We start from the raw sequence: 23,459 nt of genomic DNA, 5'->3' as shown, positions 1-23,459 counted from the left end.
GTACCCAGCACAGTCCTGCGGCCGCCCGCCGGCCGTACAGCGGGGAGGAAACCATGAAGATCTTCCAGCCGATGCTCTTCGTCGGCCTGGGCGGCACCGGCGGCCTGGTCGGTTCCGAGCTGGAACGCAGACTGCGCGCCGAGCTGTGCGGTCCCGACGGCATGGCGCTGAGCAGGCAGAGCGGCCATGCCCCGTTCCAGCTGCCGGACTGCCTGCAGTTCGTGTACGCCGACTACAGCGAGAGCGACCTCCAGCGGCTGCCGCAGTTCAACGTGGACCCGTCCCTGCGGGCGGCGTACGCCCGGACCTCCCGGGCCACCCACAACCTGCTGCCGAACTTCGACGCCTCCCCGGAAGTGACCAAGATGCTCCGGGCGGTGCTGCGCGACGAGGTCGCCGACTGGCTGCCGCCGCGCGTCGACGAGCCCAAGGTCACCCCGCTGCACGCGGGGGCGGGCCAGCTGCCGACCGTCGGCCGCGCGGCCCTGTTCGCCACGCTCCGGCACGGCCTCGGCCCGGTCCTCGAACCGCTGCTCCAGGCCATCGACGCGATCGCCAAGGCGGGCGGCGAGCTCAGCGAGCTCGGCGGCGGCAAGGTCAACGGCTGCGACGTCTTCGTCGCCTTCTCGGTGGCCGGCGGCACCGGCGCCGGGATCTTCCTGGACTACCTGCACCTGATCAACTACGCCTTCCAGCAGCGCAAGTTCGACGGCGTCAAGATCTATCCATTGGTCGTCATGCCGTCCTCCTTCGGCTCCGCGACCGGCGGCGGGCGGGAGGCGGAGCTCAACGCGGCCCGCGCGCTGGTCGACCTGTTCCGGCTCGTGGACACGCAGAACGCGCCCTCCGAGGGCCACGAGATCGGCGATCTCGACCAGGAGCTCGGGCTCGGCGTCCGCTACCCGGGTATGACCCCGATCCGGCTGCGCACCGGCATCCTGCCCACCGCGTTCCTGTTCAGCCCGACCGCCGGCATCCGCGCGGACGACCTGCGCCGCTCCATCGTCTCCCTGGTGATGTCGCTGATCGGCACCGAACTGGGCGACGGCCGCTCCCGGGGCCGCAAGACGGCCGCCGACGACGACTTCACCACTTTCGCGGCCAGCTTCATCAACCGGGGTGTGCAGCGCAGCGCCGTCTCCCCGACCGGGATCGGCCGGCAGGGCGTCTCCACCAGCCTGGTCGCCTCCATGACCGCGCCGATGGACCAGCTCGCCGACCTGGTGGCGGGGCGGCTGCTGCGGCTCGCGGTCACGGACCTCGTGGAGCAGCCGCGGGCGGCGCTGCGGGACGAGGCGGTGCCGATGATCCGGCAGCTGTTCGCCGACGCCAACCTCGAAGAGCTGTGGGAACGCAGGCAGTTGGCGGTGCCCGAGCCCGACCCGCTGCCGCGCGGCGGCAAGAACATCGAGCAGGCGCTCGGCGAACGCATCGCGGACATGCAGCGGCTGCTGTCCGACCTGCGGTCCGAGGCGGAGCGCGCGGCCATCGCGATGGCCGACCGGTTCGCCCCGCGCCCCGCGATCGACAAGCTGCTCCAGACCGTGGACCCCTTCCTCGCCGAACGCGTCGTCAGGGGCGTCCCGGACAGCGAGGAACCCATCGCCCGGCTCGGCTTCCTCGGCATGCTGGACCACCGCGCCCGCACTCCGCAGCGCCCGGCCGGAGTGACCGAACAGCCGCCCAAGATCCCCCGGATCAAGGGCCAGTTGGGCGGACTCGCACCGGCCCGCTGGGGCGACGACGACGTACAGGCCGCCATCCAGGAGCAGGACGCCTGGTACCAGTGGCGCTGCCGGCTGGTGTGGCACGAGGCCTGGCGTGAGCAGCAGATGCACTGGCAGCCCCAGGCCGACGCGGCCGGCACCGACCTCGGGCGGCTGGTCGGCGCCTTCCGCAGGCACAGCGACCAGGAGCGCAAGTCCGCCCAGCAGAAGGGCCTCGAACTGTACGAGGACCGCACCGGCATCTCGTACCTGCTGCCGCCGCAGCGCACCCTCAACCACTTCTACGAGGACGTCGTGGGCCGTCTGGTACGCCGCGAGGGGCTTCGCGAGAACGAGGACGAGGCGGCGCTGCTGCTCAAGCTCGTCGACGGCGACACCTGGCGCCAGGTGCACGCGCAGAGCCGGCGCGACCCGGAGGGCTCGGTGGCCCGGGTCAAGGGGCAGCTGGAGGCCCGGATCACCCGGCTGTTCGCGGAGAGCGGCGCGCACCTGGAGGAGCGGCCGCTGCTGCCGTCCATGGGCACGCTGCTGGCCGCCGCGGCCGGCGACGCGGACGCCAAGGACCAGGTCAGCAAGGAGGCCCTCGACCTGTTCGGGCGCAAGCTGACCGGGCTGCTGCCGGTCGGGTTCACCCCCGAGGGCACCGGCCTGCTCCGCGTCCTGGTCACCTACCCCCGGGTGCAGGCCGTCGAGGAGGTGCAGGAGTTCCTCGGCAAGACGCTTCGGCTGCCCTCGGACGCGAAGAACTCCGTGGAGTACCGGGGCGTGGAGAGCGACTCGATCACCGTGGTCCTCTTCCGCAGCGAGATGAGCCTCACCCAGGTGCCCGAGGCCCGCAAGGTGCTGCGCCAGTGGGCCCGCGCGAAGGACAACGAGCAGGCCCAGGACGTCCTGCGCTGGCGGCAGCGGCTCGGCTTCCGGGACAGCTGGATGGTCAGCAGCGAGGAGGACCGGCGGGTCATCCTGCACCGCCTGCTGTGCTGCATGTGGAACGGCCAGGTGGACGTCGTCGACGGCGACCCGTCCTCGCCGGACCGCATCCGGCTGCGCCTGCACCCGGAGAAGGGCGCGCAGGTGCCCGGCGTGCGGCTGCGGCTCGGGGACTTCCCCGGCGGCGTGTCCAGCTGGGCCGAGCTGCTGCGGTCGTACGAGCGCTGGACGGTCCTGGACGACGAGCGGATCGTCGAGGACTACTGCCGTGAGCTGATGGGCGCTCAGCCGACCGGCCTCGCCCGCGCGGGCAGCGAGCCCCACCCGCTCTTCGTCGACCTGGTCGAGAAGGTCGCCCCGCGTCAGCTGGAGCTGCTGACGGAGCGCCGGGAGCGGGGCGGCGAGCGGGTCGAGGGCTGGGTGCGCCCGCTGTGGGAGTTCTGGGCGGAGACCCTCCCGGCCGCGCTGGACACCGAGTTCGGCGACCAGCGCGCGGTCCAGCCGACCCTGCGCACCCTGCTGGAACACGTCCGCGGCGGCACCCCGACCGACCCCCGCGGCCGCGAGGGCTTCTCGGCCCCCCGGCGTCCGGCACCCGACGAGGACGACTGGGGCACGGCACCGGTCGGCCCGCGCGGCGGCGTCGACGACTACGGCAGGCGGAACGACGACCCGGAGGGGGACTACGGCAGGCGGGCCGGCGAACGGCGGAACGACGACCGGGACGACGGCTTCGGCCGGCGTGGCGGTGAGCGGCGGCATGACGAACCCGACGACGGCTATGGCGGCTTCGGTGGTGAGCGGCGGCGCGACGAACCCGACGACGGCTATGGCGGCTTCGGTGGTGAGCGGCGGCGCGACGAACCCGACGACGGCTACGGCAGTTTCGGCGGTGAGCGCCGGCGCGACGCCTACGACGACCCCGACCTCGACGACCGCCGGCACGCGGACGGCCGTGACGGCCGTGACGATCAGGACGGTCGGCGGCGGGCGCCGTGGGACGACGACGCGTCCGGCGAATCGGGCCGTCGCAACCCCTGGGACGGTGACGCGCAGTGAGCACGCCCGAGTCCTTCGGCACCGTCATCCACCTGGACCTGAGGGCCGGGGCGGCGGCGCTGCACGACCCGCCCGCCCTGCGCGCCCGGGTCGCCCAGGAGCTGGGCCGGGCCGGGCTGCCGGAACCCGACGACCCGCTGTTCCTGGTGGTCGACACCCCGGCCGGGCTCAACGACCACCAGATTCAGTACGAACTGCTCACCGGCTACCGGGCGGTGGGCGAGGTCAGGCTGCTCGTGCTGCTGGTGGGCAGCGCGCCGGGCGCGTTCGCCGGCGAGGAAGGGGACTTCCAGCCCGACCGCAGGCTGCTGCGCCCCGCCGTGCTGCGGGCCACCGGCACCGGGCTGCTGTGGGCCGGTGATCTGCGCTCAGCCCGCACCGCGCTGGAGCGGCCCGCGCCCGACGACCCGGACGCGCTGGCCGTTCTCGTCGACGTGCTGTCCGTACCGGACGTCTATCTCAGCGTGCTGGACAGCGTCCAGGCGCTGCCCGAGGCTGTCGCCGCGCCCGGCGTACGGCTGCTGGAGCAGGACCTGCCGCCGGAGGTGCGCGACCGGGCCTGGCGTGACGCGCTCACCCGGTTCGCCGGGACGGACGACGAGCCCGCACCGGACGTGATGCTCACCGTTTCATCCGGCGCCGACCTGCCGGAGCCGCTGCGCGGGTTGGTGGCCGGCCGAGGGGGCCGGGACCTGGGGCACCGGGAGCCCGGCGGGATCGCCGACGAGGCCCACCGCGCCTGTGCGGACGCCCTGGACTACGCCGACGAGGCGCTGGCCGGGCTGCGGACCCTGCCCGGTCTGCTGCGGGCCTCCCGCCGCGAGACGTTCGAGGCGGAGGCGGAGCAGGCGCGCAAGTCGCTCGACGACTACCGGGACCTCGTCACCACGGCCCTGCGCAGCGGCGGCGGCACGGCACCGTCCGCCGCCGAGTCGACGGCCCGGCTGGCGGCCCTCGGGCTGCGGGTGCCGTCGGCCGAGGGCATGGGCGAGCGGATCGGCGAGGGCCTGCGGGAGTTCGCCCTGAAGCTGCTCGGCCAAGGGCTCGCCCTGCGCTCGGTGGCGCAGCGCTTCACCGGTCTGGCCGGCCGGGTGGAGCCGCTGCCGGGCTCGGCACTCCTGCCGAAGCTCGGCGCCCACTCCGCCGACACCGTGGCCCGGCGACTGGCGGGCGGGGCGGGTACGGCCGGGCCCGGACTCCCGGTCGCCGGACCGCTCGCGGCGGGCGGTGCGGGACTGCTGGGCGCGCTGTGGTCGGGGCCGTTCCTCGCCCTCGCGGTCCTCGTGCCGCTGCTGTTCGCCGGCATGGCCGCCCTCGGGTCGGCCCGGCTGAAGGGCGCGGGGCGTCCCGGGCGCTGGGCGGTGGCCCCGCGGGTCGCGGCGTTCTGCGGCGCCGCGCTCGGGGCGGGAGTGGGGTACGCGACCGAGTCCCCGGTCTGGGTTGGCACGATCGGCCTGCTCGTCGGCCTCGGCGTCGCGGTGGAGACCGTACGCCGGCTCTGGCGGGCGGCGGCCGCGGCCTGGGCCCCGGGCCACACAACCGCCGTACTGCGCGAGGCACTTGACGGTCTCGACGCCCTGCTGGCCGAGGCGGTGCGTGAGCACTGGGCCGTCGAGGAGCGTCTGTACTGCGCCGACGCGGCCCGCTCCGTCGCCGGGATGCTGCGGGCGACGGCGGCCGCGGCGGAGGCGGAGGCGGTGCCCGAGCCGGCGCGGCTCGCCGCGGCCGGGGCGCCCGGAGCCTTCGGTGACCCTTTTGGCGGCGGGGACGACTGGCTCGCCGGTGACCCCGACGTGGAGGAGGACGACGGCTACGCCGGAGCCGACGACGCGGACAGCGACTGGGCGAGCGTGTACGCCTGGGAGGACGAGGGGGACGAGGAGAAGAGCGGGGAGCAGGGACGGGGGAGGAGCGCCGAGGGCGCCCCGGGGAGCCGTCCCAAGGGTGCTCCGCGCTGGCTGGAGCGGGAGAACGGGGAGGGCGGGCCGGAGCTGGTCGCCACCCTGTCCGCCGATCTGACGGACGCCGCGCTCGAAGCCATGAAGCACTACTGGGGTGCCGTCGAGCGCGGCCAGGCCGGCGCCCGCGCCGTGCGGCGCACCGAGGAGCGGGTCCACCAGTTGCTGTCCATGGCCCGCCATCACCTCCAGCACAGCGGAGTGCTGGCCCCGCCCCCGTTCGCCGCCCCGCGCCGCGTGCGCGCCACGTCGGCGAACCTGCTCGGCACCGACCCCTACGGGCTGGCCGAACTGGTCGGCGCCGACGCCGGCCGGCAGGCCGTGGTGCAGCTGTCCACGCCCGAGCAGGGCACGCTGCTCAGCCGCGACCCGGCGGCCGCGCTGTGGCTCCGGTTCGCTCCCGGGGCCGTACGCGACGAGGTCGAGAAGTCCTGGCGGGCGAGCGGTTCGGGACACCCGGAAGACGTCCTGTGGACGTCGTCGGGCCGCTACGCCGGACTGATCCGGCTGACCCCGCTGCGGATCGGCGTGGTGCACACCGTCCGGTCACGGCACGGCGCCGGACCCGACGGGACGGGCCCGGCCGAGGAGGGGACGGGGACGTACGGCGCGTCGCATCAGTACGAGCGGGCGAATCCGTACGAGGGGGCTGACGCTTACGAGCGAACGGACGCGTACGAGCGGGCGGACGCCTATGAGCGGGCGGACGCGTACGAGCGGGCGGACGCCTACGACGATCCGTACGACCGGTCGGACTCCTACACGCGGTCCGCTGCTTCCGCCCACGGGGCCGACTCCAACCACGGGTCGGACTGCGACGACTGGTTGGCCTCGGACGACTGGTCGGGTACCGACGAGCGAGGGGACGGCGACCGCCGGTGACCAGCACCACGCATTCCCGTCCGCCGGGGCCGGGCGGCCCGCCCCCGGACAAGCTCGCGTTCACCGTGCCCTCCGGGCGGCGGCGCGTCACCCCGGTCCGGGTCGGCCGTGAGGTCCGCCGCGACCGGCTGCTGCCCCAACTGCTGCGCAAGGCCGTGCTCGACGACGTGGGACAGCAGTGCGTCCAGGTCCGGCTCAGTCCCCGGGACGCGGCCAACCCGGCGGCGCGCGCCCTGCTGGACACCGAGGCGGGCACCGCCGTACAGCTGAACCAGGCGCTCGGCGACACCGAGTACGCCGCGCTGTTCCCGCGGCTGATCGGCCATGAGCTGGACACGGCCGAGCCGTTCCTGCTGTACGACCCGCCGCGCGGCACACCCGTCTCGCGGATCCATGTGATGGGCGCCGCCGACCAGGAGGTCTTCACCCGCGAACTGATGCTGGCCCTGTGCCTGCTGGAGGGCCAGGGCCTGGTGGTGCGCGGCATCTCGCCCGGCACCGTGCTGTGGGACGGCGCCCGCGTCCAGCTGTGGGGGCTGGAGTCGGTGACCCGGATCGGGCGGCCGAGGCGCCCCTGGGGCCGGTCGCCCTACTGCTCGCCCGAGCAGCGCGGCGGCGCGGGGCTCGCCGAGCCGCGGGACGCGGTGTGGAGCGCGGCGCAGGTGCTGTACCGGCTGGCGACCGGCCGGTCCGGCCCCGCCGACCGACCGCCCGCCGACCTCGGTGAACACCGCAAGCTCGACCAGACGCTGCGGGACGCCTTCGCACCGACCGCCGCCGGCCGGCCGACGCCCGCCCAGGTGCTCGACCTCGTCGCGCCGGGTGCCGCCCGCCGCGTCCGGCTGGCCGTGCCGGCCGACGAAACGCGCCCGCACCACGAGGCCTTCGAGGAGGCCCTGCGCCTCAAACGGCAGGCACCCGCCGCGGCCGAGCCCCGCTCCGGGCAGCCGGTCGGCGAGGTGCTCTGCCCGTACTGCCTGGAGACCATCCGGCTCGACCTCACGAAGCTGTTCGTCACCGACAGCCGGATGCAGTACAAGCCGCTGGACCTCAAGGGCATCAACAACCCCGCGCGGCGCACGGACGTCATGCGCGGAGCCGTCCAGAAGTGCACGGCGGACCCGGAGTTCGCGGCGCACTACATCCCGGTGCCCTATCTGACGTACGGCCGTCCGCTGACCGTCGCGATGGTCGGTCAGTCCTCCACCGGCAAGAGCCATCTGCTGACCCAGATGATCGCGGCCATCACCGACGGCGGACTGGAGCCGTTCGGCCTGAAGTGGCAGTCCGTCAACCCGGAGCAGCACGCCCGGTTCGTCCGGGACCGGGTGCAGCCGCTGCGCAACGGCGAGGTCCTCGACCACACGCCCGGCCTCGGCATGGACGACTTCGCCCGCTTCGTGGAGTCCCTGCTGATCACCGACCCACGGGGGCAGGTGCGCCCGGTCGCCTTCTTCGACCTCGGCGGCGAGGACCTCGTGCGCACCGACGCGGCGCTGCGGTTCCTGCTCGGCGTCGACGCCCTGGTGTTCGTCGTCGACCCGGCGCTCGCCCTGCCGTTGCCGCAGCTCGACCACGCCCGGGAACGCTGGGGCGTGGAGGTGAACCGGGACGGCGACCTCGCCTTCGGCACGGTCCTGGACCGGCTGCCGAAGAACGGCGGGTACGTGGACGTGCCGTCCGCGATGGTGCTCGGCAAGGCCGACCTGCTCCGCTTCCAGCCGCCCGTCGACCGGTGGCTGACCCGGCCGCCGGCCACCTCGGTGGACCCGGCGCTGGTGCGCGAGGAGAGCCGGGACCTGTACGGGCTGCTGCGCCGGCACGCGGGCCAGGCGTGGCTGCGCCCCTTCGACGCCCTGCGCCGCTGCACCCTGCACATCGCGTCCGCGACCGGCGGTCAGGAGGACCAGGGCCGTTATCCGGCCGGGGCCGGGCCCCGGCGGGTGCTGGAGCCGCTGCTGTCGCTGTTCGCCATGCACGGGCTGATCCAGCTCCCGGGCGGCGCCGAGGCGCTGGCGGTGGGTGAGGCACCCGCGCTGGAGGCGGTGCCCCGGGGCGGGGACGAGAAATTCGACAGGTCGGATGGGCCCGAGGAGCCCGAGGGATCCGAGGGAGGGGAACTCCGGTGAACGATTACCAGGACCGGGGCTCGGTGCACCAGGTCGTCTACCGCTGGGACGGCAACCACGGCCGCCAGGGCACCGGCATGAACGCCGTCGCCCACTCCTGCGACGCCGGGCGCGCCGAGGAACTCGGCCGGGAACTGGGCCCGTTGCTGTGGGTGTCGGGCGGGCAGGCCGCCCGGTCGAGCGTCGTGCGCACGCTCTCCCGCGACGGCGACGTGCTGCTCGTGCAGCGCTGGCCCACCACGGACCGGGGCGGCAGGCCCAGCACCGTCAGCCATGTACTGGTCGGCGGACCCGGCACCCTGAAGGTGCGCCAGTGCCTCGGGCTGGCGCGCGGCGGCTGGGGCAGCCGGGAGAAGGCCGAGTCGGCAACCGGCAAGCAGGACGTGATCGAGTGCGCGCAGCTCGACGAGCTGGCGCTCAGGCGGCTGCCGGGCATGCTGGAGGAACTGCCGTCGGTCAACCACGCGCTGACCCTGACGGCGGCGGAGTGGCTGCGCGATCCGACGCAGCGGATCTCGCTGCTGATGGAGGAGCGGGGGCACCCCGGCTGGCCGGACCGGAGCGCGGTGCCGCTCGTGTACCTCGGGCTGTTCCTGCTCTTCGGGCCCTGGCTCGACCGCCACTGGACCTTCGCCACGTACGACACCGCCGACAGCCACCCGCTGCGGCTGACGTCCGTCCCGCGCTGGGAGGAGGACACCGGCGGCTCCGGCCCGCTGGCCCGGGTCAGAGGGGGCAAGCCGGCCGGTCGCCGGTTCGAGCTCTGGGCGGCGGCCGAACTCGTACGGCATCTCCTCGCGCACCCCGAGGCGGACGCGGGAGTGCCGCAGCTGATCGACGAACTCCCCGGCGGCGCTTCGCTGGACTGGGAGCACCGCCGGGCCCGCCTCAAGGAGATCCTGGGCGCCGACCGCACGCCTCCGGCGGGCATCCGGATCCCGATGCCGGTGCCGACGCCGGCGCCGGTGCCGATTCCCGCACCAGCGCCCGCACCGGTGCCGACGTGGGACCGCGAGCCGGAAGCGGCGTATCCGGAGGTGTACGAGGACCCGCCGAGGCAGGCGTTCCCCGACCCGCGTCTCCATCAGGACCTGCGCGGCCACCGGCGCACCGACGTCCGGGGACGCAGCATGCTGCTGGCGGAGCTGCGCGGCCTGCCCGACGAGCTGCTGCTGCACGAGCTGCGCTCGGGTGAACTCCCGGCGGATTCGACGGAGTTGCTGCTGGACGTGCTGGGCGAACCCCAGCGCGTCCAGGTGCGCCCTCCGGAGCTGCGGCACGAGCTGTGCGCGGAGGTGCTGCACAAGGACCTGTACTTCGCGCCGCACGAGCCGCCCGGGGAAGGCAGGTCGGGAGCGGACCGGGCGTCCCGGGCGGCCCACCTCTTCTCCTGGGCCGTGGCACCGCTGGCCCGCGACAAGCGGCATCTGCGCCCGCTTCAGGAGCTGCTGTACCGCCTGAGCCGCGATGCGCACCCCACCACGGGGAACTGGCTCCGGCAGAGCATCGTCGAACCGCCGCACGGCCGGATCCCCGACCTGCCGCCGGAGGTGTGGGCCCAGCTCCTGGCCAACACGCTGGTCCGGGTCAACCGTCCGCCGCAGCCCGCCCCGCCGGCGCCCCAGCTCCCGCCGGTGCCCCGCACCACGGTCCCGACGCCACTCGAGCCGCCCCCGCAGCCGCCGGCCCACCCGCCGGGCTCGTTCATGGACGGGGTCTACAGCCGGATGGGCAGCGCGGGATGTCTGCTCGGAGGAGGTGTCACCTTCTGCGTCATCAGCACGATCATCGTGGTCGTGTGGTTCTTCAGCTGAGTGGCCGCGCCAGCCGCTTCTCGAACCAGTGGCTGGCGTAGACGTTGTCGTCGTACGCCGGGATCTCCGTGTAGCCGCACGCCCGGTACATCGCCTGCGCCTCCGTGAGCGCGGCGTGCGTGTCCAGGCGTACGACGGCCAAGCGCCGTGCGGCGGCCTCCTGTTCGAGCGCGGCCAGCAGGCGGCGGGCGAGGCCGAGGCGGCGGGCGGCGGGGGCCACCCAGACATGGCGGATCTCGCCGACGCCGGGCTCCAGGCGCCGTAGCGCGCCGCAGCCCACCGGCCGGCCCTCCTCGTACGCGACGAAGAACGCGCCGGCGTCGCCGGACACCTCCTCGGGCCGTACGAGGTCGTCCTTGTCGAACCCCTCGGGGAACCGCTCGTCGATGTCGGCCGCGTAGGCGTCGAGGGCGGCCAGGGCGTCCGGTGCGGCGCCGTCGACGAGGGCGACGGTGATGCCCGCGAGGCGCAGCAGGCGCTGGGCGCGGGCCATCGCCTCGGTCAGTTCGGCGCGCTGGGGTTCGCTGAGGCCGTCGAGCAGGCCCGCCGCGGCGGCCTGCGCCCGCCGGTCCTGCTCGCGCACCTCCGCCCGCCCGGCCGGGGTCAGTTCGATCATGCGCAGCCGGCTGTCCTGCGGATGGGCGGTGAGCCGGACCATGCCCTGGGTCTGGAGCGCCTTCGCCATCCGGCTCAGATACCCGGCGTCCAGCCCGAGCCGGCTCCTGAGCTCCCGCAGGGACGCGCCGTCCCCCACCTCGAACAGCAGCCGGGCCTCGCCCAGCGGACGGTCCTGGCCGAGGTAGTGGTCGTCCAGTACGCCGATGCGGCGCGTGAAGTACCGGTTGAAGCGGCGGAAGGCCGTCACATGGTCCGTCGACACTGGCTCCATATTTCTTTGACTTTAGTCAAATGTCTGGTCGCGGTCCAGGTCTTCGGCTGCTTCGGCGAGGCGGCGGCCGAGGGCGCGCACCGCCTCCCGCAGCTCCGGGGGCCCGACGATCCGGAACGGCGCCCGGATCGCGGTGAGCTGCTCGGCGTACCAGTCCGGTTCGTCGGTGGTGGCGAGGAGACGCGTGGTGTGCTCGTCGATCGGCTCGGGGCGGCCGAGGCTGCGGGGGAGCCACTCGGTCACGAGCGCGACGGGCGCCTCGATCACGATCTCCACCTCGTGGGTCCAGCCCTGGGAGAGATGCTCCTCCAGGGTCTCGGCGGGCCGCAGGTCCGCGGGCGGCTCGAAGGTGTGGGGCAGCACCGCGACGCTCGTGACCCGGTCCACCCGCAGCACGCGGCGCGCGTCGCGCGTGTGTGACCAGCACAGCAGGTACCAGCGGCCGTGGTGGACGACGACCGCCCACGGGTCGACCTCCATCTCGCGCTCGCCGCGTGCGCCGAGCCGGTAGCCGAGGCGCAGGCGGCGGTGGGCGGCGGCGGCCTGCACGAGGGCCGCGGTGGTGTCCGGGTCCGGGCGCGCGGCGGTTCCGGGGCCGCCCCGGGCGCTGACCCTGCGGAGCGCCTCGGCCGGGTCCGCGACCGGCTCGGGCAGAGCCCGCAGCAGCTTGCCGAGCGCGGCGCCCACCGGGCCGGCCGGGTCGGCCGCGTCGTGATGGCCCTCCAGCACGGCCATGACCAGGCCGAGCGCCTCGGTCGGCGAGAACATCAGCGGCGGCAGCCGCAGGCCCCGGCCGATGCGGTAGCCGCCGTAGGGGCCCCGGGTGGACTCGACGGGGATGCCGGCCTCGCGCAGGATGCCGACATAGCGGCGGGCGGCGCGCTCGGAGACGCCGAGGCGGTCGGCCAGGCGCGCCGCGGTGATGCCGGGACTGCCCTGGAGCAGCTCCAGGAGCAGCAGGGCGCGGGCGGTGGGGCTCTCGTCGTGGCTCATCTTCCGCCGGGGGAGGATTCCGGAAGCCGATCGACCGGAATGGTCCCTAGTCTGCCGCTCATGACTCAAGACACCCAAGAGCCGGTCCTCCTCGAACCGCCCGTCGCCGGCAGCGAGGTGGACACCCTCGTCGGCTCCCTGGAGCGGCAGCGCCGGATCTTCGCCTGGAAGTGCGAGGGACTGGACGCGGCGGGGCTGACCGCCCGGCTCGCGCCGTCCGCGCTCACGCTGGGCGGGCTGCTCAAGCACCTGGCCCTGGTGGAGGACGAGTACCTCACCCGGCGCCTGCTGGGCGCGGAGCTCGGCGCGCCCTGGGACGGCGTGGACTGGGACAGCGAGCCCGACTGGGAGTGGACCTCGGCCGTGCGGGACAGCCCCGGGGAGCTGTACGCGCTCTGGAAGGCGGCCGTGGCGCGCTCGCGCGGCCATGTGCGCTCGGCCCTCGCCGAGGGCGACGCCGGCCGGCTCGTCGCGTACACCTCTTCGCGTGGGGAGTCACCCAGCCTGCGGCGCCTGCTGATCGACCTCATCGAGGAGTACGCCCGTCATCTCGGCCAGGCCGACATGATCCGCGAGTCCGTCGACGGCCGGGTGGGGGAGGACCCGCCGGCCGACTTCCCGTCCCCCTGACCCCTGAGGGCCTTACCGGTCACCCGTTCCGCCCGGTTCGTCCCCATGTTCAGTGATGCAGCGCACTTTCGGCCATGGAACGCGCATGCATCCGCAGGCGGGGGGCAGGCGCACTCGGTCCCGTGCGTGACATACGTGTGACACAGGGGCTCTGAACAGGAACGGAAGGCAACACCGATCATGGCGGAAAGTACGGAACTCCAGGCACGCGGCACCATCCACGTGGGAGGGGAATGGCGGGCGGCCGTCTCCGGCGCGACGCGCGAGATCCTCGACCCCGCGGACGGGGCGCCGTTCGCCGTGGTCGCGGAGGGTGACGAGAAGGACACCGATCTGGCGGTGGACGCCGCTCGCCGCGCCTTCGACGGCGCTCAGGGCGAGTGGCCCCGCACCCCCGTCGCCGAGCGCGCCGCCCTGCTGCGCCGCGTCGCCGACCTGCTCGTGCGCGACCGCGAGCAGCTCGGTCTGCTGGAGAGCCGCGACGCCGGCAAGACGGTCGAGGAGGGCCGGGTCGACATCGACTGCGTCGCCGACGCCTTCCGCTACTTCGCCGACCTCGTCGCCGCCGAGGCACCAGGCCGGGTCGTCGACGCCGGCTCGCCCGACATCCACAGCGTCGTCGTCCACGAGCCGGTCGGTGTGTGCGCGCTGATCACCCCCTGGAACTACCCGCTGCTCCAGGCCAGCTGGAAGATCGCGCCCGCGCTCGCCGCCGGCAACACCTTCGTCGTCAAGCCCAGCGAGATCACCCCGCTGACGACGATCGCCCTGATCGAACTGCTCGTCGAGGCCGGTCTGCCGGCCGGGGTCGCCAATATCGTCACCGGGCCCGGCCACTCCGTCGGCGCCCGGCTCGCCGAGCACCCCGACGTCGACCTGGTCTCCTTCACCGGCGGCCTGGTCAGCGGCACCAAGGTGGCCCAGGCCGCGGCGCCCAGCGTCAAGAAGGTCGCCCTCGAACTCGGCGGCAAGAACCCCAATGTCGTCTTCGCCGACGCCTGCGCCACCGACGAGGCCTTCGACACCGCCGTCGACCAGGCCCTCAACGCCGCCTTCATCCACAGCGGCCAGGTCTGCTCGGCCGGCGCCCGCCTGATCATCGAGGAGTCGGTCCGGGACCGCTTCGTCGCCGAGCTGGCGCGCAGGGCCGAGCGCATCCGCCTCGGCCGCGGCACCGCCGACGGCGTCGAGTGCGGCCCCCTCGTCTCCGAGCAGCAGCGCGCCAAGGTCGAGGCGTACGTCGACTCCGCGCTCAAGGAGGGCGCGGTGCTGCGCTCCGGCGGCAAGCGCCCCGAGCCGTCCCCGGAGCGCCCGGAGAGCGGCTACTTCTACGAGCCCACGCTGCTCGACCACTGCCACCGCGAGATGAAGGTCGTGCGCGAGGAGGTCTTCGGCCCGGTCCTCACCGTCGAGACCTTCCGCACCGAGGACGAGGCGATCGCCCTCGCCAACGACACCGAGTACGGCCTCGCGGGCGCCGTCTGGACCGCCGACGCCGGCCGCGCCCGCCGCGTCGCGGGTCGCCTGCGGCACGGCACCGTCTGGATCAACGACTTCCACCCCTACCTCCCCCAGGCGGAGTGGGGCGGCTTCGGCAAGAGCGGGGTGGGCCGCGAACTCGGCCCGGCCGGACTCGCCGAGTACCGCGAGGCCAAGCACGTCTACCAGAACCTCGCGCCGAAGCCCGTGCGCTGGTTCTCCGGCTGACTCGGCTACCCCCTCGCGCCGCACAAGACTTCGCAAGCCCCTCTGGAGTACCCCCCCTCATGTCCCAGAACACCCATGTCTACGACTACGTCGTCATCGGCGGCGGCACCGCAGGCTCCGTGATCGCCTCCCGCCTCACCGAGAACCCCGACACCACCGTCGCCGTCATCGAGGGCGGCCCGAGTGACGTCGGCCGCGACGACGTCCTGACCCTGCGCCGCTGGATGGGCCTGCTCGGCGGCGAGCTGGACTACGACTACCCCACCACCGAGCAGCCCCGCGGCAACTCGCACATCCGGCACAGCCGCGCCCGCGTCCTGGGCGGCTGCTCCTCGCACAACACCCTCATTGCCTTCAAGCCGCTGCCGTCCGACTGGGACGAGTGGGAGGAGGCCGGCGCCAAGGGCTGGGGCGCGGTGCCGATGGAGGCGTACTACGCCCGGCTCAAGAACAACATCGTCCCCGTCGACGAGAACGACCGGAACGCCATCGCCCGTGACTTCGTCGACGCCGCCCAGGGCGCGCTCGGCGTCCCGCGTGTCGAGGGCTTCAACAAGCAGCCCTTCACCGAGGGCGCCGGCTTCTTCGACCTCGCCTACCACCCCGAGAACAACAAGCGTTCCTCGGCGTCGGTGGCGTATCTGCACCCGGTGATGGACGAGCGCGAGAACCTCACGATCCTGCTGGAGACGTGGGCGTACAAGCTGGAGCTGGACGGCACCCGCGCCGAGGGCGTGCACGTGCGCACCAAGGACGGCGAGGAGATCCTGGTCCGTGCCCGGCGCGAGGTCGTCCTGTGCGCGGGTGCCGTCGACTCGCCGCGGCTGCTGATGCACTCCGGCATCGGCCCGCGCGAGGACCTCACCGAGCTGGGCATCCCGGTCGTCCACGACCTGCCGGGCGTCGGTGAGAACCTGCTCGACCACCCCGAGTCGGTGATCGTCTGGGAGACCCACGGCCCGATCCCGGAGAACTCCGCGATGGACTCCGACGCGGGTCTGTTCGTGCGCCGCGACCCCGAACACCAGGGCCCGGACCTGATGTTCCACTTCTACCAGGTGCCCTTCACGGACAACCCCGAGCGACTGGGCTACCAGCGGCCGCAGTTCGGCGTCTCGATGACCCCGAACATCCCCAAGCCCAAGAGCCGCGGCCGGCTCTACCTCACCAGCGCCGACCCGGCCGTCAAGCCCGCGCTGGACTTCCGCTACTTCACCGACGAGGACGACTACGACGGCCGCACCCTCGTCGACGGCATCCGCATCGCCCGCGAGATCGCGGCCACCGAGCCGCTGGCCACCTGGCTCAAGCGCGAGGTGTGCCCCGGGCCCGAGATCACCGCAGACGAGGAGTTGAGCGAGTACGCGCGCAAGGTCGCGCACACCGTGTACCACCCGGCCGGCACCTGCCGCATGGGCGCCGCCGACGACGAACTGGCCGTGGTCGACCCGCAGTTGCGGATCCGCGGCATGGAGAACATCCGAATCGCCGACGCCTCCGTCTTCCCGACGATGACCGCCGTGAACCCGATGATCGGGGTGCTCATGGTCGGTGAGAAGGCCGTCGACCTGATTGGAGGTGAGGCGTGATGAGTACGACCACCAGCACCGCGACGCCCGAGACGCCCGAGACCCGTAAGCCGCCGACCGCCCCGGTCTTCTCTGTGGAAGGCCTGTGGAAGGTCTTCGGCCCCAAGGCGCACCGGGTCCCCGCCGACCCCGAGCTGGCCGCGCTCGCGCCCGCCGAACTGCGTGAGCGCACCGGCTGCACGGCGGCCGTCCAGGACGTGTCCTTCGACGTCCGCAAGGGCGAGGTCTTCGTCGTCATGGGCCTGTCCGGCTCCGGCAAGTCCACGCTCGTGCGCTGTCTGACCCGGCTCATCGAGCCGACGGCCGGCACCATCGCCATCGACGGCGAGGACGTACGCGCCATGGACAAGACCCGCCTGCGCGAACTGCGCCGCCACCGCGCCGCGATGGTCTTCCAGCACTTCGGCCTGCTCCCGCACCGCACGGTCCTGGACAACGTGGCGTACGGCCTGGAGATCCAGGGCGTCGGCAAGGCGGAGCGCCGGGAGCGGGCCGCCGAGGTCGTGGCCAAGGTCGGCCTGGAGGGCATGGAGCACCGCAGGCCCGGCCAGCTCTCCGGCGGTCAGCGCCAGCGCGTCGGCCTGGCGCGGGCGCTCGCGGTGGACCCCGAGGTGCTGCTCTTCGACGAGCCGTTCAGCGCGCTCGACCCGCTGATCCGGCGGGACATGCAGGAGGAGGTCGTCCGCCTGCACCGCGAGGAGGGCCGCACGATGGTCTTCATCACGCACGACCTCAGCGAGGCCCTCAAGCTCGGCGACCGGATCGCCCTGATGCGCGACGGCCGCGTGGTCCAGCTGGGCACCCCGGAGGAGATCGTGGGCTCCCCGGCCGACGACTACGTCCGCGAGTTCGTCCGGGACGTCCCGCGCGAACAGGTCCTGACCGTCCGTACGGCCATGCGCACCGCGTCGGCCGACGAGGCCGGCAGCGGCCCTGCCCTCGCGCCGGACGCGACCGTGTCCGAGGCGATCGAGGCAGTCGCGCGCAGCGGCAACGCGGCCCGAGTCATGGAGGACGGCCGCTGCCTGGGCGTCGTCGACCACGAGCGCCTCCTGGGCGTCGTGGCGGGGACGGAGCAGCCCAAGGAGGTGGTGTGAATGGCCACGGTCACCGCCACCGCCCCGCGCACCGCCCTGCCCGGCTTCCTCCAACGCCCCGGCACCCGCAAGCTCCTGCTGCTCGCGCTCGTCGCCGCGGTCCTCGTCCCGCTGGCCGACGCCCGCTGGGCGAGCGGCGCCTGGCCGGGCGCGCTGACCGTCGACGTCTCCGAGCCGCTGACCAAGGCCAGCGACTGGATCATCGACAACCGCGACAGCCACCCGCTGTTCCTGTACTTCTTCGGGCACATCAGCAACGCGGTCGTGATCTGCGTACGCGCCGTGTACCTGGTGCTGCTCGCCGCCGGCTGGGCCGGCGTCACCGCCGCCGCGGCCCTGACCGCCTGGCGCGTCGCCGGCCCGCGGCTCGCCGCCGGTACCGCGGCCGCGTTCCTGGCCTGCGGGTTCCTCGGCATGTGGGTGCCGACCATGCAGACCCTCGCGCTGATGATCGTCGCCGTGCTCGCCTCGGTCCTCGTGGGCGTCGTGCTGGGCCTCGCCGCCGGGCTGTCCGACCGTATGGACCGGATCCTGCGCCCCATCCTCGACACCATGCAGGTGCTCCCGGCGTTCGCCTATCTGCTCCCCGTCGTCCTGGTCTTCGGCATCGGCGTCCCCGCCGCCGTCCTGGCCACCGTCGTCTACGCCGCCCCGCCGATGGCCCGGCTCACCGCCCTCGGCCTGCGCGGCGCCGACAAGGAGGTGCTGGAGGCCGTCGAGTCGCTCGGCACCACCGCGCGCCAGCGCCTGCTGACCGCCCGGATCCCGCTGGCCCGCAAGGAACTCCTCCTCGGCCTCAACCAGACGATCATGATGGCGCTGTCCATGGCCGTCATCGCGTCGGTCATCGGCGCCGGCGGCCTCGGTGACCGCGTCTACCAGGCGCTGGCCTCGGTCGACGTCGGCGCCGCGCTCGCGGCCGGCATCCCGATCGTGCTGCTCGCCGTGGTCCTCGACCGGGTGACCGGCGCGGCGGGCGAGAGCCTGGGCGCGGAACCCCGCCCGAACGGCCGCTCCCTGTGGCTGTACGCCCTCGCCGGCACCGTCGTCGCGGCCGTCGCCGGACGCCTCGCGGGCCTCCTCGACTGGCCCGACGCCTGGGCCCTGAACATCGCCGAGCCGGTCAACCGCGCCGTCGACTGGATGACCGACCACCTCTACTCCGGTGTCCCCGTCATCGGCGGCACCGCCGACTGGGCGGCCCACTTCACCACCTGGGTCCTCGACCCCGTGCGCGACGGCCTGCAGTGGCTGCCCTGGTGGTCGGTCCTGCTGATCGTCGCCGCGCTGGCCTGGCTGATCGGCACCTGGCGCACCGCGCTGACCGCCGTGCTCGCCATGGCCGCGATCGGTGTCCTCGGCGTGTGGAAGCCGTCCCTCGACACCCTCTCCCAGGTCCTGGCGGCCGTCGCCGTCACCCTGGTCCTGGGCTTCGCGACCGGCATCGCGGCCGCCCGCAGCGACCGCCTCGAACGCCTGCTGCGCCCCGTCCTGGACGTCTTCCAGACGATGCCGCAGTTCGTGTACCTGATCCCGGTGGTGGCCCTGTTCGGCGTGGGCCGTGCCCCGGCCGTCGCCGCGGCCGTCGTCTACGCGCTGCCCGCCGTCGTCCGCATCACCACCCAGGGCCTGCGCCAGGTCGACCCGGCGGCCATGGAGTCGGCGCGCTCGCTCGGCGCGACCCCGGCCCAGCAGCTGCGCCAGGTCCAGCTGCCGCTCGCCCGGCCCGCCCTGCTGCTCGCCGTCAACCAGGGCGTCGTCCTGGTCCTCGCCGTCGTCATCATCGGCGGCCTGGTCGGCGGCGGCGCGCTCGGCTACGACGTCGTCTTCGGCCTCGCCCAGGGCGACCTGCCCACCGGTCTGGTGGCCGGCGCGGCGATCGTCTGCCTGGGCCTGATGCTCGACCGGGTGACCCAGCCGACGGAACGCCGCACGAAGAAGGGAGCGTGACATGCGAGTTCGTACGACCGCCGTGGTGGCCGGGGCGGCCTCGCTGCTGCTGCTCACCGGCTGCGGCGCCGCCGACATGACCAAACAGGCCTCGCCGTTCGCCAACGCGCAGGGCGCCAAGACCGTGACCCTGTCCGTGCAGTCCTGGGTGGGCGCGCAGTCCAACGTGGCCGTCGTCCAGTACCTGCTGGAGCACGAGCTCGGCTACCGCGTCGACACCGTCCAGATCGACGAGGTGCCCGCCTGGGACGCGCTCAGCCAGGGCCGCGTCGACGCGCTCCTTGAGGACTGGGGCCACCCCGAGGAGGAGCAGCGGTACGTCAAGGACAAGAAGACGATCGTGCCGGGCGGTGACCTCGGGGTCACCGGGCACATCGGCTGGTACGTCCCGACGTACTTCGCCAAGGAGCACCCGGACGTCACCGACTGGAAGAACCTCGACAAGTACGCCGGGCAGATGCGCACCGCCGAGAGCGGCGGCAAGGGCCAGCTGATGGACGGCTCGCCGTCCTACGTCACCAACGACAAGGCGCTGGTGAGCAATCTGGACCTGGACTACCAGGTGGTGTTCGCCGGTTCAGAGGCCGCGCAGATCACGCAGATCGAGCAGTTCGCCAAGGAGAAGAAGCCCTTCCTGACGTACTGGTACGAACCGCAGTGGCTGTTCAAGAAGGTCCCGATGACCGAGGTGAAGCTGCCGGCGTACAAGGAGGGCTGTGACGCCGACCCGGAGAAGGTCGCCTGCGCCTATCCGCACACCCCGCTGCAGAAGTACCTCAACGCCGACTTCTCCAAGGAGGGCGGCGAGGCGGCGGCCCTGCTGAAGAAGTTCAAGTGGACGACCGAGGACCAGAACCAGGTCTCCCTGATGATCGCCGAGCAGAAGCTGTCGCCCGAGGAGGCGGCGAAGAAGTGGGTGGACAGCCACGAGTCCACGTGGAAGGCGTGGCTGTCCTGAGCCTCACCTCGTCAGACCGGCCGTGATCTCCCGCAGCGCCTCGACGGCCCCGCGCTGGAGCCCCGGCCCGAACGTGACGCGGGTGGCCCCGAGTTCGCCGAGTTCGGCGGGCGAGGGGCCGCCGGTCACCGTGCCGTGCACATTGACCGGCCCCTTGATCCCGGAGCGCAGCAACGGCAGTACGTCGACGGGGGCGCCGATCGGATACACGCAGTCGGCGCCCGCGGCGACGTACAACGCGGCCCGCTCGATGGCCTGTTCGGCGGCGTCCTTGGGGTCGGCGCCCTCACGCGCCCGGATGAAGGTGTCGATCCGGGCGTTGACGAAGAGCCGGTCACCGGCGGCGTCCCGCACCTCGGCGAGCCAGTCGGCGTGCGCGCGAGGGTCCTTGAGCACCCCGTCCTCGGAGTCCTCCAGGTTGCACCCCACGGCACCGGTCTCCAGCAGCCGCTCCACCAGCTGCTTCGGCGCGATCCCGTACCCGCCCTCGATGTCCGCCGACACCGGGACGTCGACGGCCCGGACGATCCGCGCGACCGCCGCGAACATCTCCTCGGCCGGGGTCTGCCCGTCCTCGTGGCCGAGGGAACCGGCGACGCCCGCGCTCGGCGTGGCGAGCGCCGGGAAACCGGCCTCGACGAAGACGCGGGCGGACGCGGCGTCCCACGGGCCCGGCAGGACGAGCGGGTCGCCCGGCGAGCGGCGCCGGTGGAGCGCGCGGAAGGTCTCGACCTTGGTCACGTTCTGTGTCCCCCTGGTGGAATGCGGCGGCTGACCATCACCCGGTTCCAGTTGTTGATGGCGGCGATCAGCGCGATGAGATGGGCGAGTCGGTCATCGTCGAAGTGGGCGGCGGCACGGTCGTACACATCATCGGGCACAAAGCCGTCCGTGAGAACGGTGATCGCCTCGGTCAGCGCGAGCGCGGCGCGTTCCCGCTCGTCGAAGAGGTCCTCGGCCTCCTCCCAGACGGCCAGCATGTCCAACTGCCCTTCGCTCACCCCGTACTCGCGGGCGAGGGCCAGATGCATGTCCAGGCAGAACGCGCACCGGTTGAGCTGCGAGGCCCGGAGCACGACGAGTTCGGCGAGCGCCGGGTCGCCGAGCCCCTTCCTCGCGGCCGCGCTGACGGCCGACAGGGCCTGCGCGACGGCCGGGTCGAGAAGCCGGGTGCGTCGGGTCACGAATGCTGTCCCGGGCGGTAGTGGCCCGGCGTCATCCGGCAGGTCACCCCGAACCGGTTCCAGGCGTTGATCACCGCGATCGCCGAGATCAGCTGGGCCAGCTCGGCCTCCTCGAAGTGCGCGGCGGCACGGTCGTACACCTCGTCGGGCACGAACCCGTCCGTCAGGACCGTCACGGCCTCCGTCAGCTCGATCGCCGCGAGCTCCTTCTCCGTGTAGAAGTGCGCCGACTCCTCCCAGGCGCTGAGCTGGACGATCCGCTCGACGCTCTCACCGGCCGCCAGGGCGTCCTTGGTGTGCATGTCGATGCAGAACGCGCAGTGGTTGAGCTGCGAGGCGCGGATCTTCACCAGCTCGTACAGCCGCGGTTCGAGGCCCTTACGGGCGGCCGCGTCGGCGCGGACCATCGCCTTGTAGACCTCGGGGGCGTGCTCGGCCCAGTTCAGCCGGGCCGGACGCTCGGCCGCGTACTCGACCGCCGTGGCGTCGGGGGTGCTGTCGATCGTTGTCATGGTGTCGACCCTAGGAGCGAAGCAGCCCAGGAGTATGGTCCACTTCCATGCCGAAACCTTGGGCCACTTTGGGCGTCGACCTCCATCTGGAACCGTCCGGACCCAGGCTGCGCCGCAGCCTGACCGACGCCCTGCGCGAGGCGGTCCGCAGTGCCCGCCTGGCTCCCGGCACCCGGCTGCCCTCCTCCCGCTCGCTCGCCGCCGACCTCGGCATCGCCCGCAACACGGTCGCCGAGGCCTACGCCGAACTCGTCGCCGAGGGCTGGCTCACCGCCCGCCAGGGCTCCGGCACCCGGGTGGCCGACCGCACGGTGATCCCCCCGACGGGCACCACCACACCGCGCCCCGAGAGCCCGCGCCCCACCCACGACCTGATCCCCGGCACCCCCGACCTCGCCGCCTTCCCCCGCGCGGAGTGGCTCAGGGCGGCCCGCCGCGCCTTCCTCGCCGCCCCGAACCAGGCCCTCGGCTACGGCGACCCCCGCGGCCACGCCGAACTGCGCACCGCCCTCGCCGGCTACCTCTCCCGCGCACGCGGCGTGCGCGCCGACCCCGAGCGTGTCGTGGTGTGCGCGGGTTTCGTGCACGGCCTGCAACTGCTCGCCCGGGTACTGCGGGCACGCGGCGTGGAGACGATCGCGGTGGAGTCGTACGGCCTGCCACCGCACTGGAGGCAGCTGACGGAGGCGGGCCTGACCACGGTGCCGCTCCCCTTCGACGAACTGGGCACGAATCCCGGCCTGTTGAGGGACCAGGGAGCCGTCCTGCTCACCCCCGCCCACCAGTTCCCGATGGGCGTACCGCTGCACCGCGACCGCCGGGCGGCGGTGGTCGACTGGGCGCGCCGCACCGGCGGACTGGTCCTGGAGGACGACTACGACGGCGAGTTCCGCTACGACCGCCAGCCGGTCGGCGCGCTCCAGGGACTGGACCCCGACAACGTCGTCTACCTGGGCACGGCCAGCAAGTCCCTCGCCCCCGCCCTGCGCCTGGCCTGGATGGTGCTGCCGGCGGCGCTGGTGAAGGAGGTGACGGCGGCGAAGGGCGGCTCCGACACCTGCGGGGTGACGGACCAGCTGACCCTGGCCGAGTTCCTGACCTCCGGCGCCTACGACCGCCACGTGCGCGCCGCCCGCCTGCGCTACCGCCGTCGCCGTGACGCCCTCGTCGACGCCCTGTCCGAGCAGGCCCCCCACCTCCGCGTCACCGGCATCGCCGCCGGCCTGCACGCCGTCCTGCGCCTCCCGCCCGGCACGGAACGCTCCGTGACCCAGGCGGCCACCTGGCAGGGCCTCGCCCTGCACGGCCTGGCCTCCTACCGCCACCCCGCCGCCACGACAGAGCCGTTGGACGCCCTGGTCGTGGGCTACGGCACACCGCCGGACCACGCGTGGGCGGGGGCGCTGGAGGCTTTGTGCAGGGTGCTGCCGTGACCGGCGTCCGGCGGATGA

16 protein-coding genes are annotated in these 23,459 nt (G+C 73.5%); 11 read left to right on the top strand and 5 right to left on the bottom strand.

The window, feature by feature from the left end; translation table 11 throughout:
* Positions 1-53 precede the first annotated feature (53 nt).
* The 4 genes from ACIRD7_RS27155 to ACIRD7_RS27140 are packed head-to-tail and all read left to right on the top strand — an operon-like array spanning position 54 to position 10,499.
* A complete protein-coding gene (locus tag ACIRD7_RS27155; RefSeq protein WP_403457693.1) occupies positions 54-3,716 on the top strand; it encodes a tubulin-like doman-containing protein in 3,663 nt (1,220 codons plus the stop codon).
* Complete coding sequence (locus ACIRD7_RS27150; protein ID WP_403457691.1) at positions 3,713-6,556, top strand: hypothetical protein; 2,844 nt, start codon at positions 3,713-3,715, stop codon at positions 6,554-6,556. Before ACIRD7_RS27155 ends, ACIRD7_RS27150 begins: the two co-directional genes overlap by 4 nt.
* A complete protein-coding gene (locus ACIRD7_RS27145; protein ID WP_403457690.1) occupies positions 6,553-8,685 on the top strand; it encodes a hypothetical protein in 2,133 nt (710 codons plus the stop codon). Before ACIRD7_RS27150 ends, ACIRD7_RS27145 begins: the two co-directional genes overlap by 4 nt.
* Positions 8,682-10,499 (top strand): hypothetical protein, encoded by a 1,818-nt coding sequence (locus tag ACIRD7_RS27140; RefSeq protein WP_403457689.1) that lies wholly within the window; start codon positions 8,682-8,684, stop codon positions 10,497-10,499. Before ACIRD7_RS27145 ends, ACIRD7_RS27140 begins: the two co-directional genes overlap by 4 nt.
* Here ACIRD7_RS27140 and ACIRD7_RS27135 read toward each other — a convergent pair.
* A complete protein-coding gene (locus tag ACIRD7_RS27135; RefSeq protein ID WP_403457688.1) occupies positions 10,492-11,388 on the bottom strand; it encodes a GNAT family N-acetyltransferase in 897 nt (298 codons plus the stop codon). The genes ACIRD7_RS27140 and ACIRD7_RS27135 overlap by 8 nt on opposite strands.
* Positions 11,389-11,400: 12 nt before the next feature.
* Positions 11,401-12,381 carry a helix-turn-helix transcriptional regulator gene (locus ACIRD7_RS27130; RefSeq protein WP_403457687.1) on the bottom strand — a complete coding sequence of 327 codons (981 nt, stop codon included), beginning with the start codon at positions 12,379-12,381 and terminating at the stop codon, positions 11,401-11,403.
* A gap of 60 nt (positions 12,382-12,441) precedes the next feature.
* Between ACIRD7_RS27130 and ACIRD7_RS27125 the strand changes: the two genes are divergently transcribed.
* From ACIRD7_RS27125 to ACIRD7_RS27100, 6 genes are all read left to right on the top strand, one after another.
* The gene (locus ACIRD7_RS27125; protein ID WP_403457686.1) at positions 12,442-13,011 is read left to right on the top strand and encodes a DinB family protein; all 570 of its coding nucleotides are present in this window, start codon (positions 12,442-12,444) and stop codon (positions 13,009-13,011) included.
* 180 nt (positions 13,012-13,191) lie between these two features.
* Positions 13,192-14,718 carry an aldehyde dehydrogenase family protein gene (locus tag ACIRD7_RS27120; RefSeq protein WP_403457685.1) on the top strand — a complete coding sequence of 509 codons (1,527 nt, stop codon included), beginning with the start codon at positions 13,192-13,194 and terminating at the stop codon, positions 14,716-14,718.
* Positions 14,719-14,777: 59 nt separating this feature from the next.
* Entirely contained in the window at positions 14,778-16,307 is a 1,530-nt protein-coding gene (locus ACIRD7_RS27115; RefSeq protein WP_403457683.1) for a GMC family oxidoreductase, read from the top strand.
* Complete coding sequence (locus ACIRD7_RS27110; protein WP_403457681.1) at positions 16,307-17,404, top strand: glycine betaine/L-proline ABC transporter ATP-binding protein; 1,098 nt, start codon at positions 16,307-16,309, stop codon at positions 17,402-17,404. Before ACIRD7_RS27115 ends, ACIRD7_RS27110 begins: the two co-directional genes overlap by 1 nt.
* Complete coding sequence (locus ACIRD7_RS27105; protein WP_403457678.1) at positions 17,405-19,354, top strand: ABC transporter permease; 1,950 nt, start codon at positions 17,405-17,407, stop codon at positions 19,352-19,354. It abuts the gene before it with no gap.
* A gap of 1 nt (position 19,355) precedes the next feature.
* A complete protein-coding gene (locus ACIRD7_RS27100) occupies positions 19,356-20,312 on the top strand; it encodes an ABC transporter substrate-binding protein (protein ID WP_403457676.1) in 957 nt (318 codons plus the stop codon).
* Positions 20,313-20,315: 3 nt separating this feature from the next.
* On the opposite strand, the gene ACIRD7_RS27095 is transcribed toward ACIRD7_RS27100, so the two are convergent.
* The 3 genes from ACIRD7_RS27095 to ACIRD7_RS27085 are packed head-to-tail and all read right to left on the bottom strand — an operon-like array spanning position 20,316 to position 22,008.
* A complete protein-coding gene (locus tag ACIRD7_RS27095) occupies positions 20,316-21,053 on the bottom strand; it encodes an isocitrate lyase/phosphoenolpyruvate mutase family protein (RefSeq protein ID WP_403457675.1) in 738 nt (245 codons plus the stop codon).
* A complete protein-coding gene (locus ACIRD7_RS27090; RefSeq protein ID WP_403457674.1) occupies positions 21,050-21,496 on the bottom strand; it encodes a carboxymuconolactone decarboxylase family protein in 447 nt (148 codons plus the stop codon). Before ACIRD7_RS27090 ends, ACIRD7_RS27095 begins: the two co-directional genes overlap by 4 nt.
* A complete protein-coding gene (locus tag ACIRD7_RS27085; protein WP_403457672.1) occupies positions 21,493-22,008 on the bottom strand; it encodes a carboxymuconolactone decarboxylase family protein in 516 nt (171 codons plus the stop codon). Before ACIRD7_RS27085 ends, ACIRD7_RS27090 begins: the two co-directional genes overlap by 4 nt.
* A gap of 47 nt (positions 22,009-22,055) precedes the next feature.
* Here ACIRD7_RS27085 and ACIRD7_RS27080 point away from each other — a divergent pair, with 47 nt between their 5' ends.
* Positions 22,056-23,441: a PLP-dependent aminotransferase family protein gene (locus ACIRD7_RS27080; protein ID WP_403457670.1), complete on the top strand. Its 1,386-nt coding sequence runs from the start codon at positions 22,056-22,058 to the stop codon at positions 23,439-23,441.
* Positions 23,442-23,459: the final 18 nt, after the last annotated feature.

The sequence above is a fragment of the Streptomyces sp. NPDC093568 genome, from assembly GCF_044764945.1.
GTDB lineage: Bacteria > Actinomycetota > Actinomycetes > Streptomycetales > Streptomycetaceae > Streptomyces.
This window is presented reverse-complemented; position numbering and strand designations above follow the sequence as displayed.